Origin of the sequence: Desulfosarcina ovata subsp. ovata, from assembly GCF_009689005.1 — a bacterium.
Taxonomy (GTDB): Bacteria; Desulfobacterota; Desulfobacteria; order Desulfobacterales; family Desulfosarcinaceae; genus Desulfosarcina; species Desulfosarcina ovata.
Window position 1 is genome coordinate 4473845 of the sequence record NZ_AP021879.1, and the last position, 16226, is coordinate 4490070.

At 57.1% G+C, this 16226-nt stretch carries 13 protein-coding genes; 9 read left to right on the forward strand and 4 right to left on the reverse strand.

Translation table 11 applies throughout. The features are described 5' to 3' along the window. Nucleotides 1-141: 141 nt before the first annotated feature. The 9 genes from GN112_RS19760 (at nt 142) to GN112_RS19800 (ending at nt 10071) form a co-directional block, all read left to right on the forward strand. On the forward strand, nt 142-1170 hold the full coding sequence (locus tag GN112_RS19760) for a 3-oxoacyl-ACP synthase III (RefSeq protein WP_197743359.1): 1029 nt from the start codon (nt 142-144) through the stop codon (nt 1168-1170). Between the two features lie 2 nt (nt 1171-1172). Then, a complete protein-coding gene (locus GN112_RS19765; RefSeq protein ID WP_155311793.1) occupies nt 1173-2117 on the forward strand; it encodes a hypothetical protein in 945 nt (314 codons plus the stop codon). Nucleotides 2118-2274: 157 nt separating this feature from the next. Beyond that, a complete protein-coding gene (ettA, locus tag GN112_RS19770; RefSeq protein ID WP_155311794.1) occupies nt 2275-3957 on the forward strand; it encodes an energy-dependent translational throttle protein EttA in 1683 nt (560 codons plus the stop codon). Next, a complete protein-coding gene (locus tag GN112_RS19775; RefSeq protein ID WP_155311795.1) occupies nt 3957-5300 on the forward strand; it encodes a YihY/virulence factor BrkB family protein in 1344 nt (447 codons plus the stop codon). The genes ettA and GN112_RS19775 overlap by 1 nt, the downstream gene beginning before the upstream one ends. 128 nt (nt 5301-5428) lie before the next feature. Next, nucleotides 5429-6058, forward strand: coding sequence for a DUF4126 domain-containing protein (locus tag GN112_RS19780; RefSeq protein ID WP_155311796.1), 630 nt, complete (start codon nt 5429-5431; stop codon nt 6056-6058). Between the two features lie 309 nt (nt 6059-6367). Then, nucleotides 6368-6859, forward strand: coding sequence for a type II secretion system protein GspG (locus GN112_RS19785; RefSeq protein ID WP_155311797.1), 492 nt, complete (start codon nt 6368-6370; stop codon nt 6857-6859). A 25-nt stretch (nt 6860-6884) separates the two neighbouring features. After that, nucleotides 6885-8948 carry an HD domain-containing phosphohydrolase gene (locus GN112_RS19790; RefSeq protein WP_162459031.1) on the forward strand — a complete coding sequence of 688 codons (2064 nt, stop codon included), beginning with the start codon at nt 6885-6887 and terminating at the stop codon, nt 8946-8948. 39 nt (nt 8949-8987) lie between these two features. Beyond that, complete coding sequence (locus GN112_RS19795; RefSeq protein WP_155311799.1) at nt 8988-9440, forward strand: hypothetical protein; 453 nt, start codon at nt 8988-8990, stop codon at nt 9438-9440. A 25-nt stretch (nt 9441-9465) separates the two neighbouring features. Continuing rightward, on the forward strand, nt 9466-10071 hold the full coding sequence (locus GN112_RS19800; RefSeq protein WP_155311800.1) for a sensor histidine kinase family protein: 606 nt from the start codon (nt 9466-9468) through the stop codon (nt 10069-10071). A gap of 29 nt (nt 10072-10100) precedes the next feature. On the opposite strand, the gene GN112_RS19805 is transcribed toward GN112_RS19800, so the two are convergent. The 4 genes from GN112_RS19805 to GN112_RS19820 all read right to left on the reverse strand — a co-directional run bounded on the left by GN112_RS19805 (nt 10101) and on the right by GN112_RS19820 (nt 16130). Then, nucleotides 10101-11192 (reverse strand): 3-deoxy-7-phosphoheptulonate synthase, encoded by a 1092-nt coding sequence (locus GN112_RS19805; protein ID WP_155311801.1) that lies wholly within the window; start codon nt 11190-11192, stop codon nt 10101-10103. A 357-nt stretch (nt 11193-11549) separates the two neighbouring features. Beyond that, entirely contained in the window at nt 11550-12734 is a 1185-nt protein-coding gene (locus GN112_RS19810) for a thiolase family protein (protein WP_155311802.1), read from the reverse strand. A gap of 38 nt (nt 12735-12772) precedes the next feature. Continuing rightward, nucleotides 12773-15184, reverse strand: a complete 2412-nt coding sequence (locus tag GN112_RS19815) for a 3-hydroxyacyl-CoA dehydrogenase/enoyl-CoA hydratase family protein (protein ID WP_155311803.1) — start codon at nt 15182-15184, stop codon at nt 12773-12775. A 199-nt stretch (nt 15185-15383) separates the two neighbouring features. Beyond that, nucleotides 15384-16130 (reverse strand): N-acyl homoserine lactonase family protein, encoded by a 747-nt coding sequence (locus GN112_RS19820; protein WP_174247666.1) that lies wholly within the window; start codon nt 16128-16130, stop codon nt 15384-15386. Nucleotides 16131-16226 lie beyond the last annotated feature (96 nt).

Below are 16226 nucleotides of genomic sequence, written 5' to 3' on the forward strand. Positions count from 1 at the left end.
ATGGGATGCCTGCCATCTGAAGAGTCCTCGATACTCCATTTTGATTCGAAATTAAAGATGTTCGTTCCGGTTTTGGGTGTTTTCCGGATGCCGCAACCGTGGTATGAGATCGCAGATATGCACTGCTCGGAAAGGAAGGTCATGCAACCGCTGTTTTTCAACAACGTCGCCATCGAAGGCGTGGAATGCGTGCTCCCCACGACGGTGGTCACCTCTGCCCAGATCGAATCGCAGCTTTCCGCCACCATGGCGCGCATCGGTATCAAGCCCGGAATGATTCAGGGCCTGACCGGGATTCATGAACGCCGTTTCTGGGATGCCGGTCAGCAGGCCAGTGACGTGGCCACCCAGGCCGCCGAAAAGGTGCTGGCCAAAGCCGGTATTCCCCGCGACGCCATCGGCTGTCTGATCAGTACATCCGTCTCCAAGGATTATATCGAGCCCTCCGTGGCCAGTCTGGTGCACGGCAACCTGGGGCTGGCCGACCACTGTATCAGCTATGACATCGGCAATGCCTGCCTGGGGTTTGTCAACGCCATGGCCAGTGTGGGCATGATGATCGATTCGGGGTTCGTTGATTACGGGCTGATCGTGGATGGGGAAAACTCCCGTGAGGTGGTCGAGGCCACCATTGACCGTTTGAGCAGGCCGAACGCTACCGCCGAAGCGTTTCGGGATCAGTTTGCCACCCTGACCCTGGGTTCCGGAGCCGTGGCCATGATTGTCTGCCGGCGCGAGCTTTCCACCAGTGGTCACCGGATCAACGGCGCTGTCACCCGGGCCGCCACCCGGCACAGCCGCCTCTGCCTGGGACAACGCGACTACATGACCGCCGACGCCTCCAAGGTGATGCTTTTCGGCGTGGACCTGGCCAAACAGACCTGGGACCTGGCCGGCCGGGTGCTGGCCAACTGGAGCGATGACGAGATCGACGCCTACATCCCCCACCAGGTCAGCCAGCGCAACATGGACGTGCTCAACGAGAAATTGGGCCTTACCCCTCAAAAACACCATCTCAATTTCCCGACCCTTGGAAATATCGGTCCGGCGGCCGTGCCGATCACCCTTAACCAGGCCGCCGAAACGGGCCGCGTCAGGCCAGGCAACCATGTGGCCCTGATGGGCATCGGCAGCGGTCTCAACTGTTCGATGATGAGTGTCACCTGGTAACCATGGGCACAGTGGCCAATTTGCGGCAGCCGCTCCTGGTTATTTTTGCCATCGTCTGCGCGATTCTGATGTTTTTCGGCGGAGCGGACCTGGTGCATATGCGTTCCTTCAAGCGCGCCTGGGATCTGGGACACATCGCCGCTTTTGCCGTTTGGAGCCTGCTCCTGTTGCGTGGCTGGCGGCGACTGGCAACCATGGGGGTGGTGACGCAGGTGGTGGTGGTCGTATTGCTGACAACAGGTGTCGGCGGTGCCGTGGAGATCGCCCAGGGCGCCGTCGGTCGCTACCCGGGGTGGGCGGATGTGGAGCATGACATCCTGGGCAGCCTTCTGGCGATTTTTTTCCTGTTTCCCAGCCGGCTTCAATTGCATCTAGGTTGGCGACGCATGGTCCAAGTCGCGATTCTCGGTTGGCTCCTGCTGGCCCTGGCACCGGTGGCCCGCGCGTTGGTGGATGAATGGGACATGACCCGTGCGTTTCCGGTACTGGCCGATTTCGAGGCGCCTTTTGAGTTGGAACGCTGGTCAGGCAACGCCCGCCTTTCCATTGATCACAGCATTGCCGCCAGTGGACGCGCCTCCCTTTGCATCGATCTCAACACGGCCCGGTACAGCGGTGCAAGCTTGAACTATTTTCCCGGCGACTGGCGCGGGTGGCAATGGATCGCCTTCAGTGTCTACAACCCGGACCCCCAGCCGATCCGACTGGTCTGCAAGATCAACGATCACCAGCATGATATCTCCGGCTGCCGTTACGCAGATCGTTTCAACCGGACTTTCGAGATGCATTCCGGATGGAACCGCATCCGCATCCCCCTCGAGGCTGTCGCCACGGCACCCCAGGGCCGCCGGATGGACCTTTCCCGGATCAGTGAATTCAACCTCTTTGCTGTAGAATTGCCCCAATCGCGACAGATCTTTCTGGATTGGCTGGCCCTGGAAAGCTGACCGATTCCCGGACTCGATTCGGGCCCGGCAGTAAAATGCGCGTTCAACTTTAACCAAAACATGCTACTATCGGGGCAATTTGGGGACATTTATTATTTTCCCGCGACCCTTATTCCCATAAAAAAACCATCCCAAACCACAAAGGAAACATTGATCGATGAGTATTGATCCCAATAAAGTCATCTATTCGATGATCCGCGTGAGCAAGTTCTACAACAAGCGGCCGATCATCAAGGATATCTCCCTGAGCTACTTTTACGGCGCCAAGATCGGCGTTTTGGGCCTCAACGGCTCGGGTAAGAGTACCCTGCTGAAGATCATGGCCGGCGTCGATAAGGAGTTCAACGGCGAAACGATTCTTTCCAAGGGGTATACCGTGGGCTACCTGGAACAGGAACCCTTGGTGGACGATACCAAAACGGTGCGTGAAATCGTTCAGGAAGGCGTCCAGGAGACGGTCGACCTGATGGACGAGTTCAACCGGATCAACGAGAAATTCGCCGAGCCCATGTCCGATGACGAGATGGACAAGCTGATCCAGCGTCAGGGGGAAGTACAGGAGAAACTCGACGCCCTGGATGCCTGGGACCTGGACGCCCGCCTGGAGATGGCCATGGACGCCCTGCGCTGCCCGCCCGGGGACACCTCGGTAAACGTGATTTCCGGCGGTGAGCGGCGCCGGGTGGCCTTGTGCCGCCTGCTGCTTAAAAAGCCCGATATCCTGCTGTTGGACGAACCCACCAACCATTTGGACGCCGAAACCGTGAGCTGGTTGGAGCAGCACCTGCAGCAATACGCCGGTACCGTTATTGCCGTCACCCACGACCGCTATTTTCTCGACAACGTGGCTGGCTGGATTCTGGAACTGGACCGTGGCCACGGCATTCCCTGGAAAGGCAACTACAGCTCCTGGCTGGAGCAGAAGCAGAACCGCCTGGCGGGTGAGGAGAAATCGGCCAGCGAGCGCCAGAAAACCCTGCAGCGCGAACTGGAGTGGATCCGCATGGCGCCCAAGGGGCGTCGGGCCAAATCCAAGGCGCGGATCACCGCCTACGAACAGCTGCTTGGTCAGGAAAGTGACCGGCTGGCCAAGGATCTGGAAATCTACATCCCACCCGGATCGCGGCTTGGCAATGTGGTCATCCAGGCCCAGGGGGTGGCCAAGGGGTTCGGCGAAAAACTGCTATTGGAGGATATGGATTTTGCGCTTCCGCCGGGCGGTATCGTCGGTGTGATCGGTCCCAACGGCGCGGGCAAAACCACCCTGTTCCGCATGATCACCGGCCAGGACCAGCCCGACAAGGGGACGATCAAGGTCGGCGAAACCGTCCAGCTGGCCTATGTGGACCAGAGCCGCGACGTATTGGACCCGGAAAAAAATATTTGGGAGATGATTTCCGACGGTCAGGACAGCATCGATTTGGGTGATCGACAGGTCAATTCCAGGGCGTATGTGGCCCGTTTCAACTTCTCCGGTTCCGACCAGCAGAAGAAGGTGGGGGTGCTCTCCGGTGGCGAACGCAACCGGGTGCACCTGGCGCGCATGCTCAAATCCGGCGCCAACGTGCTGCTGCTGGACGAGCCGACCAATGACCTGGACGTCAACACCATGCGTGCCCTTGAGGATGCCCTGGAAAATTTCGGCGGCTGCGCCGTGGTGATCAGCCATGACCGCTGGTTCCTCGATCGCATCGCCACCCACATTCTGGCTTTCGAGGGTGACAGCCAGGCGGTCTGGTTCGAGGGGAACTACTCCGATTATGAGGCGGACCGCAAAAAGCGTCTCGGTGCGGCCGCCGATCAGCCCCATCGGATCAAATACCGGCAACTGACCCGCTAATGAATATGGATAAAATCAAGACCCTGGCAAAAAAACAGATCACCTTCTTTACGCAAACCCTTTGGTACCTGCGCCGAGGCCAGCACAGCCCGGTTCAGTGGTTATTGATCCGGCTGCTGCGCACGCTGATTCTTTCAGTTCAGGGCTTTGCCCGCCACCACGGCACCCTGCGTGCCTCGGCGCTGACCTTTTTCACGTTGCTCTCGCTAGTTCCGGTGGCGGCCATGGCGTTCGGTATTGCCAAGGGATTTGGATTCGAACGGCGCCTCCAGCAGGAGCTTCTGGAGAACTTTTCGGCCCAGCATGAGGTGGTCCAGCAGGTGATCGCTTTTGCCCAGAATATGCTGGACAACACCAAAGGCGGCATGATTGCCGGAATCGGTGTGGTGGTGCTTTTCTGGGCGGTAGTCAAGGTGCTCAGTAATATCGAAAACTCCTTCAATCACATCTGGGGGGTTCGTTCCCGCCATCTGATCCGCAAGCTGAGTGATTACCTGACCATCATGCTGATCTGCCCATTGTTGATCATCATGTCCGGCAGTGTGACGGTCTATATTACGTCCCAGGTGTCAGCCATATCCGGCCGCTTCGAACTGTTACAGATGGTAGGGCCGGTGATTTATCTGGGACTCAAACTGCTGCCCTTTACCCTGATCTGGATTTTGTTTACCCTGGTGTACATGATCATGCCCAATACCCGGGTGCGGTTCGACGGTGCCCTGCTGGCCGGTGTGATTGCCGGAACCGCATACCAGGCGGTCCAGGCGGCCTACATCCATTTTCAGATTTTTGTGGCCAAGTACAATGCCATCTACGGCAGTTTCGCGGCCCTGCCCCTGTTTCTGATGTGGCTGCAGATCAGTTGGCTGATTGTCCTTGTGGGGGCGGAGATTTCCCACGCGTATCAAAATTCGGATCACGTGGATAACAGCGCCGGCGGCCGGGAACTCAGCATTCAGCAGACCCGTCTGCTCTGCCTTTCCATTTGCCGTCATGTGGCCATTCGGTTTCATCAGGGGCAATCGGCCCAGACTTCCGCACAGATTGCCGATGCGCTGGGGCTTTCCGCAGCGCTGGTGGACAATCTGGCCGGACTTTTGGTAAAAGGAAACATCCTGGCGCGGATCGAAAGGGGCACAAACGGGGATACGGCGCTGCAACCCGCCCGGGATACTGGCGGCCTGACGCTCAACCGTGTGCTCGACGCCCTGGACGCGGTGGGCGAAAACAACAACCTGCCGCTGAATCATTTGCCGGCGGTTCAGACCCTTTCAGAGAGCCTGACGGCGTTGCGTGAAACAATGGATCGATCGGATGCCAACCGGCTGGTTGTTGATATCTGAGCGAGGTGTTACGATCCGTGCAACCACAGCGGCGGTAATGCGACCCGCCGATACGGTCACCCGCCATCCGTCTTTTGTTGGCGATTGGGGATGATGGCTGGCCGGTGCTTTTGGGGAGGCCTGCAACCATGGAACAAGTCACCGAAATTACAAACATCATCGCCCTGACTATGGGCGCCGCCTGGGCGGCCGGGATCAATCTTTACGCGGCCATCGCCACCCTGGGAATTTTAAGCGTGACCGGAAACATCACCCTGCCGCCGGACTTGCAGGTACTGGCCAATCCGCTGGTCATCGGTGCGGCCTGTCTGATGTTCGTGGTTGAGTTTGTTGCTGACAAGACGCCTGGCGTGGACACCGGCTGGGACACGATTCATACCTTCATCCGGATACCCGCCGGCGCTTTGCTGGCTGCCGGTGCCGTCGGTGAGGTGGACCCGGCGGTGAGCCTGGCTGCCGCGCTTTTGGGCGGGACCCTGGCTGCCGGCACCCACGGCCTGAAAGCCGGCTCCCGGCTGCTCATCAACACCTCTCCGGAGCCGTTCAGCAACTGGACTGCCTCGGTCCTCGAAGACATCATGGTCATCGGCGGGATTTGGACGGCGGTCAACCATCCCTGGCTCTTTATCGTTTTCCTTTGCCTCTTCATCCTGCTGATGATCTGGCTGCTGCCCAAGTTGTGGCGCGGCATCAAAATGCTGGCCGCCAAAATCAAGCAGCTGTTTACCCCCCGACAGGTTTCTCCGCCGCTGGAATGATGGGCGTTCGTTAACACGCCAGACGTCTACGCCGGGGAAAAGAACTGGACCATACCCGTTTTTTGCCTGGTCTGGCACGCATCGCCTGATGACCAAAAAAGGATGCTGTGGTTCCATCCCTGTCGATTTTTTCCGCATCAATTGCCTTGAATGCTTCCGCTTCGCCTCGCTTTCGCATAAACTTTTTTTCCGATCGGCCGATACTTTCACAACTCATTGAAGCATTATGGATTAATTTGGAATCCGATCGCCGTCAATATTACCACGGATACGTAAGAGCGATCGCAAGAAAGGGACGAGACCACGACCGTGGCGATTGGCAGCTGCCAAATGATTCCGGTTTGCCGGATGAATCATCAGGGCTTCACCTTGATCGAGGTGATGGTGGTCGTAGCTATCATGGGGGTGCTGGTGGCCATTGCCACGCCGTCCTTCTTAAGCTATCGGGAACGCGCCAGGATTGCCGTTGCCATCGTGGACATGCAAAATATTGAAAGGGCGATCGACATTTATCGCCTCGACAACAACGCCTATCCCGATAGTTTGGCGGATATCGGGATGGACGGCTTGCGTGATCCCTGGGGCAATCCGTATGTGTATTTGCGCATTGATGGCGCCGACCTCAGCGGGAACGGCCAGTTGCGCAAGGACCACGGCAACGTGCCGGTGAATTCGGATTATGATCTTTACAGCAACGGCGCGGATGGGAACAGCCAGACGGCGTTTACGGCCAAGGCCAGTCAAGATGATGTCGTCCGGGCCTACAACGGATCTTACTATGGCAAGGTTGCCGATCTTTGAGGAATTGGCTTCTGAGGTAAATTTCATGCATGTTGGCACCAACCTTTTCAGGAGCAGAATCGCCCGCCGGATCTTTACGACGTTCATTGTCAGCGCACTGGTGCCGGTAGTCGTCTTGGCGGCCCTTTCCATGTTTCAAGTCATCCGGCAACTCGAGCAAAGTGGGCATGAGGCGCTGTACCGGGCCACCCGAAACCATGTGCATGCCATTTTCGAGCACCTGGTGCTTTGCGAAGATGAGCTGAAACTGGTCGACCATCGCAGCCTTCAGGAGCGTGTCCGACAGGCGGAAAAATTCAGTGCCATCGGACGGCGTTACCATGATGGCCGCTATGAAGCCATCCTGGGCGATCCCATTTCTGACATCGACCTCAACGACCAGGCGATCATCTATCTTCAAAGCGGCAAATCCCTTCTGGTGATAGCCGAAAACGATCCCACCAAGATTACCCTGGTGCGATATGCCGACAGCGCTTCAATGCGAAAGGGATTGTTGCTGGGCACGATGCGCGGAGATTACCTCTGGGGGTTGGTGAAGGGTAATACCCTGCCAGCCGTGTCCGCGTTTGCCGTGGTTACCCGGAGCAAGCTGCCGCTCTATTCGGGAATCGATGCATCAGGCTGGGCAGCCGCTTGCCTGCCGCACATGGATGAAAAACATGCCCGGGTAACCCTGGACGGTAAGGAGTGGTGGTTGGCCGGCAGCCTAATTTTTCTTCAAGCCCAGTTCGGTATGGATGACTGGTACCTGATGGTGCTGCAACCGGCCGATTATGCCATGGCGCCGGTTGCCCGCTTCAAGCTTATTTTTTTGCTGGTGGTGGCTCTTGCACTGCTATTGGTGGTGGGAATGAGCCTGTTCAACCTGCGTCGATCCCTCGTACCCATTGATGCGCTCAAGGCGGGTGCGCGACACATTGCACACAGGAACTTTGACTATCGGGTCGAGATCGACAGCAACGATGAGTTCGAGGAACTGGCCCATGGTTTTAACAACATGTCAAGTCAGCTGGGGCAGCAGTTCCGGTTCTTGTCCATTCAGGAAAAAATCGACCAGGCCACACTGATGGCACGAGATTTCGGTGAGATTGCAGGCATGGCGATTACACGCATGCTTAAGGAGTTCAATTTCAGCATGCTGGCCATCTGTCGGGTCAATGTGGATGACTCGGAGGATGCGCTGATCTATGTGGGCAATTCAAGCACGCTTGGCACCATCAACACGTATCCTTTTACCATTGATGCCGGACGGCTGGACAACTTCTATCGTGATTTGCCATGGTTGACCTTCACCGACCCGATGGTTTTGCGCAGATATCTGCCGACCGAACGGTTTGGGGAGAAGGTGCCGATGAGTTTGTTTCCGATCTTTATCAAAGATCGACTTTACGCGTTGCTATATGTGGTGGAAAAGTCCGGTGATACTGAATCCGAATCGGCTTTACCGCTTATGCGGCAAATGGCCGATCATCTGGCCGTGGCCTGGTCGAATATCAATATGATCAAAGACCTGCGCCGTCTGACCCTCGGTTCCATGCAGGCCCTGGCACGGGCGGTGGACGCCAAATCCTCGTGGACGGCAGGTCATTCGGCACGCGTGATGCGCATCGCCTTGAGTATTGCCCGCCAGATGGGGCTGGATGCGGAGCGGATCGACTGCATACAGCAGGCGGCGCTGCTGCACGATATCGGCAAAATTGGTGTCTCCTCGGCGATTCTGGACAAACCGGGGCGACTGACCGATGCCGAGTTCACCACGATTCGTTCGCACCCGGTTACCGGGGAGAAAATCCTCGCGCCCATTGCTGCTTTCAAAAAGATTCTCCCCATGGTCCGCCAGCACCACGAGCGTTGGGACGGCAAGGGCTATCCGGACGGTCTGGCAGGTACGGCCGTCACTCTGGAGGCCCGCATTCTGGCCGTGGCGGATGTTTACGACGCCATTGCCTCGGATCGGCCCTACCGCAAAGGGATGCCGATTTCCAAGGTGATGGAGATTGTCGTGTCTGAATCGGGGAGCCAGTTCGACCCTGACGTCGTTGATGCGTTCATGGTGTTGATGTCGCAAAAATCTGGCTTGGCCGCGTAATCGAAACGGACTGAGGTTTCATTTTCAGAAGGAAGCTATATGCCGCCACCCATGCGTCCCACCAAGAGGAACTTGTCAACCCCGGTGGTCGGACTTGTGCTGCTGATCAGCGTTCTTGCTTTCTATTATTTGTTTTTTTTACCAAATAAAGAAACGCCAGCGCAACAGCTCAGCCTGTCCGATCTCAGAGGCATTTGGACATCGGCCCATCCAAAATATGCAGACCGTTTCATCCAGTTCGACGACCAGACGCTCACCTTTGGAAGGGGACCGGAGGGCGTCGGCTCATACGCTATCGATGGCATGGAGACCAGACCAGCGGATGACTGCCTATTGGTGCACATTCGCTTCCTTGATCTGGAAACCAACGAATACCATCTCAACTTCTACCACACTGGAAAAAGTGGCGGCATTATCTGGATGAAGCATCAGAAAGGCCTGTATTGGTTTCATACCAACCCTGAACCGAGCTACGCTCCAGATTTCAAATAACCACCCCTTGAAGGTTGAAGGACACATGGCCAGAGCAAAAATGAAAACCGACAACCGAAGCTGGAAGAATCTTCCGATCCGCAAGGATATTCTGGCCCCCCTGATTACGACCAACTTGATCCTCATGGCCGTTATTGCCACCGTTCTCGTTGCGAGTCTTTTATCGCCGCTTTACTATGACATGCTGCGCTCCGAGGATCTTTGGGTGCAGCATGTTTCCGGTAGTTTGTTTCTGATCCTGCTGCAACGCATCTCCATGGCCATGTTTCTGATTCTGGTGGCCGCCGCCGTGCATCAGCTTGTTCTTTCCAACCGGTTTTGCGGTCCCCTGGTAAATTTCGGCTACACCTTCGAACGCATGGCCCGGGGCGATTATTCGCGCAAGGTTCATTTGCGTAAACGCGATTTCCTGAAACCCGAGGCCGATCAGGTCAATGCCATCATCGATCGCCTCCAGGCCGACAGTGACAAACTCAGCATCTATCTCGATCAATTGGAACAGACGCTGATGCGGCTGGCTCCGGATGACAGAACGACGGAAACGGAATCCTTCCGCCAGACCATTGCGGCCTGCCGGGCGATTATCGCTGCGCGGAAATTCGCAACCCTTGCCCCCCCGGCCGGTAAGTGACCCGTTGTCGCTCACGATGTCGGATTCGCTCATCCCACCTTGTAACGATGGAATCCGCCATCCGTGGCGGCTGTGTTGGCGTGGCTGAGCTGTTCATGGGCGGAGATGATCAACTGCTCGGTGGTTTCCCAATCAATGCAGGCATCGGTGATGGAAACACCATACGCCATGGCCGCCAGATCGCCGGTGTTTTTCTGATTGCCCGCGTTCAGATTGCTTTCCAGCATCAGACCGATAATGCTTTTATTGCCGTCGATACGCTGGTTGATCACATCCTGCCAGACCGATGCCTGCAATTCGTGATTTTTTCTTGAATTGTCATGGGAGCAGTCGACCAGGATCGAGCGGGTCAGATCCTTGGCCGATAGCATGGAGACCGCCTCATTGATGCTGACCGTATCGTAGTTGGGGCGGGTGCCGCCGCGCAACACGATATGCGCGTGGGGATTTCCGGTGGTCTTGACGATACAGGCTTGGCCATCGGGATCGATCCCCAGAAAAGACTGGGATGATCGGGCGGCAATCATGGCATTGATGGCCGTAGCGAGGCTGCCGTCGGTGCAGTTTTTAAACCCCACCGGCATGGAGAGCCCACTGGCCATCTCCCGGTGCGTTTGGGATTCGGTTGTTCGTGCACCAATGGCGGCCCAGCAGACCAGCCCGGCAATGTACTGGGGGACGATGCTGTCCAGCATCTCGGTGGCCGTCGGAACACCCATTTCAGTGATTTGGACCAGCAGGCGGCGTGCACGCTCCAGACCGGTACCGATATCGTAACTGCCGTTGAGCCACGGATCGTTGATCAACCCTTTCCAGCCCACCGTGGTGCGCGGTTTTTCAAAGTAGGTGCGCATGACCAGGAGCATCGTATCATTGACCCGGTCGCCGAGGGCTTTCAGGCGCGCGGCATAGTCCAGGGCCGCTTTTTCATCGTGGATCGAGCAGGGCCCGGTGACGACCAGCAACCGGGGATCCTTGCCCCCCAGGATATCGGCGATCGCCCGGCGGCCGGCCACCACGGTTTCGTGGGATGCCTGGCTGAGCGGAATGCGGTCTTTCAACTGGGAGGGGGAAATCAGCGGAACGAATTTTTCTACGTGGATGTCGTACGTCTTTTCCATGATATTGTTCCTTTCCTGTGGATGGATGTTGTTTAAAAAAATAAAACAGCCGCAGGCGGTTTCGCCTGCGGCTGTTGCTTTTTCCGGATAATGTCTTGGGGGGTCAGCAGTCCACAGGCGCACCTCGGCAGTAATAAAAATAAAAACCGTAATAAGAAGTGCGAGGGGCTGCTGCCTGAAGCATTGCTGAACGACCTTTCTTTTCTTGTATAGACTGCCAGTAGCACAGGCATTCCCAAGATGCAAACCCAAAAAAGCCATCGCGGCTCTCCTTTTGGACAGCCGCGATTGTTTTTATCCGATGGCAACCTGTAGAAAAATGATTCCTGGCGCCGATCTATATGGAGGGCTACATTTTCATCCGCACAACTCGAAAAGCGCCGCAGCGCCCATGCCACCGCCGATGCACATGGATTCCACACCGTATTGAACGCCTTTGCGCTGCATATTGGTCAGCAGGGTGGCGCACAGTTTGGCGCCGGTGCATCCCAGAGGGTGGCCCAGGGCAATGGCGCCGCCGTTGATGTTGATCGAATCCATGCGGTCGGCCAGTCCCAGCTCCCGGATGCAGTAAAGCGCCTGGGAGGCAAAGGCTTCGTTGATCTCCCACAGGCCGATATCGCTGGTTTTCAGGCCGGCCAGGTGGAGCAGCTTGGGAATCGCATAGCGCGGACCGACCCCCATTTCGTCCGGTTCGCAGCCGATGGTGGTGTACATCTTCAGTTTTGCGATGGGCGTGAGGCCGTATTTTTTTACGGCGGTGTCACTGGCAATGATCGATACCGCAGCGCCATCGGTGGTCTGGGAGGAGTTGCCGGCCGTGACCGAGCCACCCAGGGCAAACACCGGATGCAGTTTGGCCAACCCTTCCAGGGTCGTGCCGGCCCGTACGCCGTCATCGGTCGCCTGGATGAAGGTTTCCTTCTTGTAGGTTCCATTGTCCTGTCGTACATAACGGCTGGCCGGGGTGGGCACGATTTCGCTGAACAGCCCTTCTTTTTGGGCTTTGGCGGATTTCATCTGGGATTCATAGGCAAAGGCGTCCTGGTCGGCGCGGGAGATCTGGTAGCGGTTGGCTACGTTTTCCGCCGTGATGCCCATGGAGGCGTAGAGGTCGGCGTGCTCCCGGGAATACTCGGGATGCGGGCGGGGCATGTAGCCGGGTATGGGCACAAAGGTCATCGATTCGACCCCGCCGCCAATGGTGATCTCGGACCATCCGGCCATCACGCGCAAGGATGCCTGAGCAATGGCTTCCAGACCGGATGAGCAGAAGCGGCTGACCGTGGCGCCGGAAACCGTGACGGGGAATCCGGCAATCTGGGAAGCCATGCGGCCGATGTTGAGCCCCTGCTCGGCTTCGGGAAAGGAGCAGCCGATCATGATGTCGTCGATCTCTTTCGTCTCGATCTTGCCGTTCTTTTCCATGGCCGCCATAAGGATAAAGGCCAGCAGGTCATCCGGCCGGGTATCTTTGAAGGCACCCTTGGCCCGGCGGCAGCCGGGGGTCCTGACGGATGTGACGATATAGGCGTCTCTCATGGGAAATCCTCCTTTGAGATAAGGATGGGGAAAGTGCGTTAGTTCCTCAGCGGCTTGCCGGTGGTCAGCATGTGCTCGACGCGAGCCACGGTCTTTTCCTGCTTCCAGAAATCAACGAACGCTTCTCTCTCCAGGGTGAGGATGACCGATTCATCCACCAGGCTGTTGGCGCGCACGTCGCCGCCGCTGATCACCCAGGCGATCCGCCTGGCCAGGAATGCATCGTATTCGCTGATAAACTTGGCCGATTGCATGTTATACAGTTCGGAATCGATCATTCCCTGGGCCGCTGCGCCGACTACCTTGAGAGGACGGTTGACCGGCGGCGCATAGCCTTCGTCAACCATCCTGAGGACCTCCTTCTTGGCCTCACCGATCAGGTGGTCGCGATTGAAAACAATGCGGTCGCACGGCCCGAGAAAGCCGTTGGCCCGGGCCTCGGCAGCGGACATGGAGACTTTGGCCATGGCGATATTCATGAAGGTGGGAACGAAGAATTTGGTCAGGTCCACGTCGGTGACTGCCTCGGGGATGTCGGCGGTCATCTTTTTCCACAGGTTCAGGCAGCCGCCGCCGCCGGGCAATAGACCGACGCCGATTTCCACCAGGCCCATGTACAGTTCACTGTGGGCCACAATTTTGTCGGCCGCGCCGATGCAGACTTCGCAGCCGCCACCCAGGGTCAGGCCATAGGGGGCCGCCACCACGGGAAAGGAGGCGTAGCGCACCGTCTGCATGCCCGTCTGCGCTTTTTTGAGGAAGGCCTCGATCTCGGCGTATTTGCCCGTCTTGGCCAGACCGGCCATGTAGGCCAGGTCGCCACCGGCACAGAATGCGCCGGGCATGCCGCCGGCCTGGTTGCCGATCACCAGCCCCGACCCATTGGCATCCACATATTCCATGGCATCGGCCATGAAATCGACGATCTCGCCATTGATGGCGTTCATTTTGGTGTGGAATTCCAGGCAGAAAATGTTGTCGCCAAGGTCCACCAGCGACGCCGACGGGCAGGTTTTGACGGTAGTTCGGTTGTCCGCCTTGAGACCGGGCAGGGAGATGATGTTGGCGTTGACCTTGACCGGTTGGTAATCGCCGGTGGAAAAGTCGTAATAGGTGGGGGTGCCGTTTCCCCGTTTGTAGAAACGATCATTGCCGGCGGTCAGCATGGCCTTGATTTTTTCGGGAACGCTGAATCCGTCGGCTTCCATTTTGGCCACGGACGCCTTTACACCAATGGCATCCCAGGTTTCGAAGGGCCCCATTTCAAAGTTGAAGCCCCAGCGCATGGCATTGTCGATTTCAACGATGGTGTCGGCAATTTCGGGAATGCGGTTGGCCGCGTAGATCAGGTTGCTGGCCAGGGCCTTCCAGGCGAACCGGGCGCCTTTGTCTTCTCCGTAAACGATCGCCTTCATCTTTTCGGCCAGGCCCTTGGCCTGTTTGGCCGCGGCCAGACAGGGGAAATCCGGTTTTGCGTATTCGGCATGCGCCAGGGTTGCCGGATCGATCACTTTGCGGATTTTTTTCCACTCGGGGGTCAGGTCGGTTTTGTAAAAGCCGACCTTGGTTTTTTTACCGAGCATTTTGGCAGCGAGCATCTTGGCGATGAATTCAGGGGCGATGAAATCGGCGCGGGCTTCGTCATCAGGAATCAGATCATGGGTGTTTTTGGCCACATGGGCCAGGGTGTCCAGACCGACCAGATCGGCAGTTTTGAACATGGCGGTTTTCGGGCGCCCCATGGCCGGTCCGAACAGGGCATCCACTTCGGGGATGGTGAGCCCCATGTCGATCATCAGTTGCATGGCTTTGACCATGCCCTGGACTCCGATGCGGTTGCCGACAAAGTTGGGCGTATCCTTGGCCCGGACGATCCCCTTGCCGAGGATGCGTTCGCCGAAATCGGCCATGAAGGCAAGTACGTCGGGCAGGGTCGCTTCACCGGGAATGATTTCCAGCAACTTCATGTAACGAACCGGGTTGAAGAAATGAGTGCCCAGAAAATGCTGTTTGAAGTCGCTTCCCAGACCCTCGCTCATGCGCTTCAGGGGAATGCCGGAGGTGTTGGACGAGACGATGGCACCGGGTTTGCGGATCGCTTCGATGCGTTTGAACAGGTCCTGTTTGATCTTCAGGTTTTCGACGACCACTTCGACGATCCAGTCGCACTCGGCCAGCTTACCGAAGTCGTCCTCGAGGTTGCCGATGCGGATCCGGTCGACATCCTTGGGTTGCATGAGTAATGCAGGTCGGGTCATGATCACCGTGTCCAGCCCGGCCTTGGCGATCCGGTTTCTCGCCACCGGGTCGCTTTTCTCCTCCTCCTTGAGATCAAAGGGGACAATGTCCAGCAGCAACGTCTGGATGCCGGCACTGGCCAGAAGCGCGGCAATACCACCGCCCATCACGCCGCTGCCGATGACCGCCGCTTTCCTGATTTTTCTGATCATAATATTTCCTCCTGCAAGCGTATTTACTGAATGAATACTCATTCATTTATCACCCGCTAAAATGAGTTGTCAAGCCCAAACCATGCTTGAGTGTTCGCGCAGGAATAGCTAACCACCTGCCGTGTAAATTTATTTTCTCACGATTCACCAGAGGATGGTTTCGGTTCCGGTGTGGGTGCATTGCTGAATGAAAATTCAGTCATGGAATCGGTTTGCCGTCGGCAAAGGCCGGTTCGTGCAAGGGCAGCAGAATGTCGGCCATCTGTTTGACCTTGATCATGATGTCATAGGCCGCGTAGGCATTGACATGGGTTCCCGGTGGAATCACGTCCATCTCCATGGCAAGAATCGATTTGGGCGGGAAGAAATTTTCGTTGATGACGCAAAATCCGGTAATCGCCGCCGTGCCGCCGTCCGTTTCCACCAGGACGGTCAGGCCGCCCTCGGTATGGGCCGGCGTGTGCATGACGCGGATGCCGTCGGCAATGGTGGTATCCTGCTCGACGATTCGCAATTGTCCGTTTTCTTCCACATCCTCGATATAATCTTCCACATACCTGAAGTCCAGCGGATGGGGATCGTGGATCCGCGCCAGCTCTTTGGCGTGCACAATGAACTCGGCGTTGGTGCACTTATAGTCGTTTTCGCAGTGGTCGTTGTGCAGATGGGTATGAATTACCAAGTCGATGCCTTCGGGTGTCAGACCGTGCCGGTCCAGCCCTTCCTCGAAGGTATAGATCCGTCCGCCGATGGCCTGCTCGCGATCCTCCGACCGGACCGGATGCATTTCGCCGGTATCCACAATGATGGTCCGGTCCCCGCCCTCCAGATACCAGCAATAAATCGGAATGGTGTAGGGTTTGCCGTAATCGTGCTGATAGGTCATCATGCCTTTATCGAACTGTTTGGTTCCCATGACGATGGGGTGGATGCGATATCGGGTCACCGGAAGGCCTCCTTGGTTGGCGGGACGGTTGGCTGTGAATGGAGTCGATTTTAGGGCATATGCTTTTACAGGTCAATGGTTTTGCCGGCAGCTGCC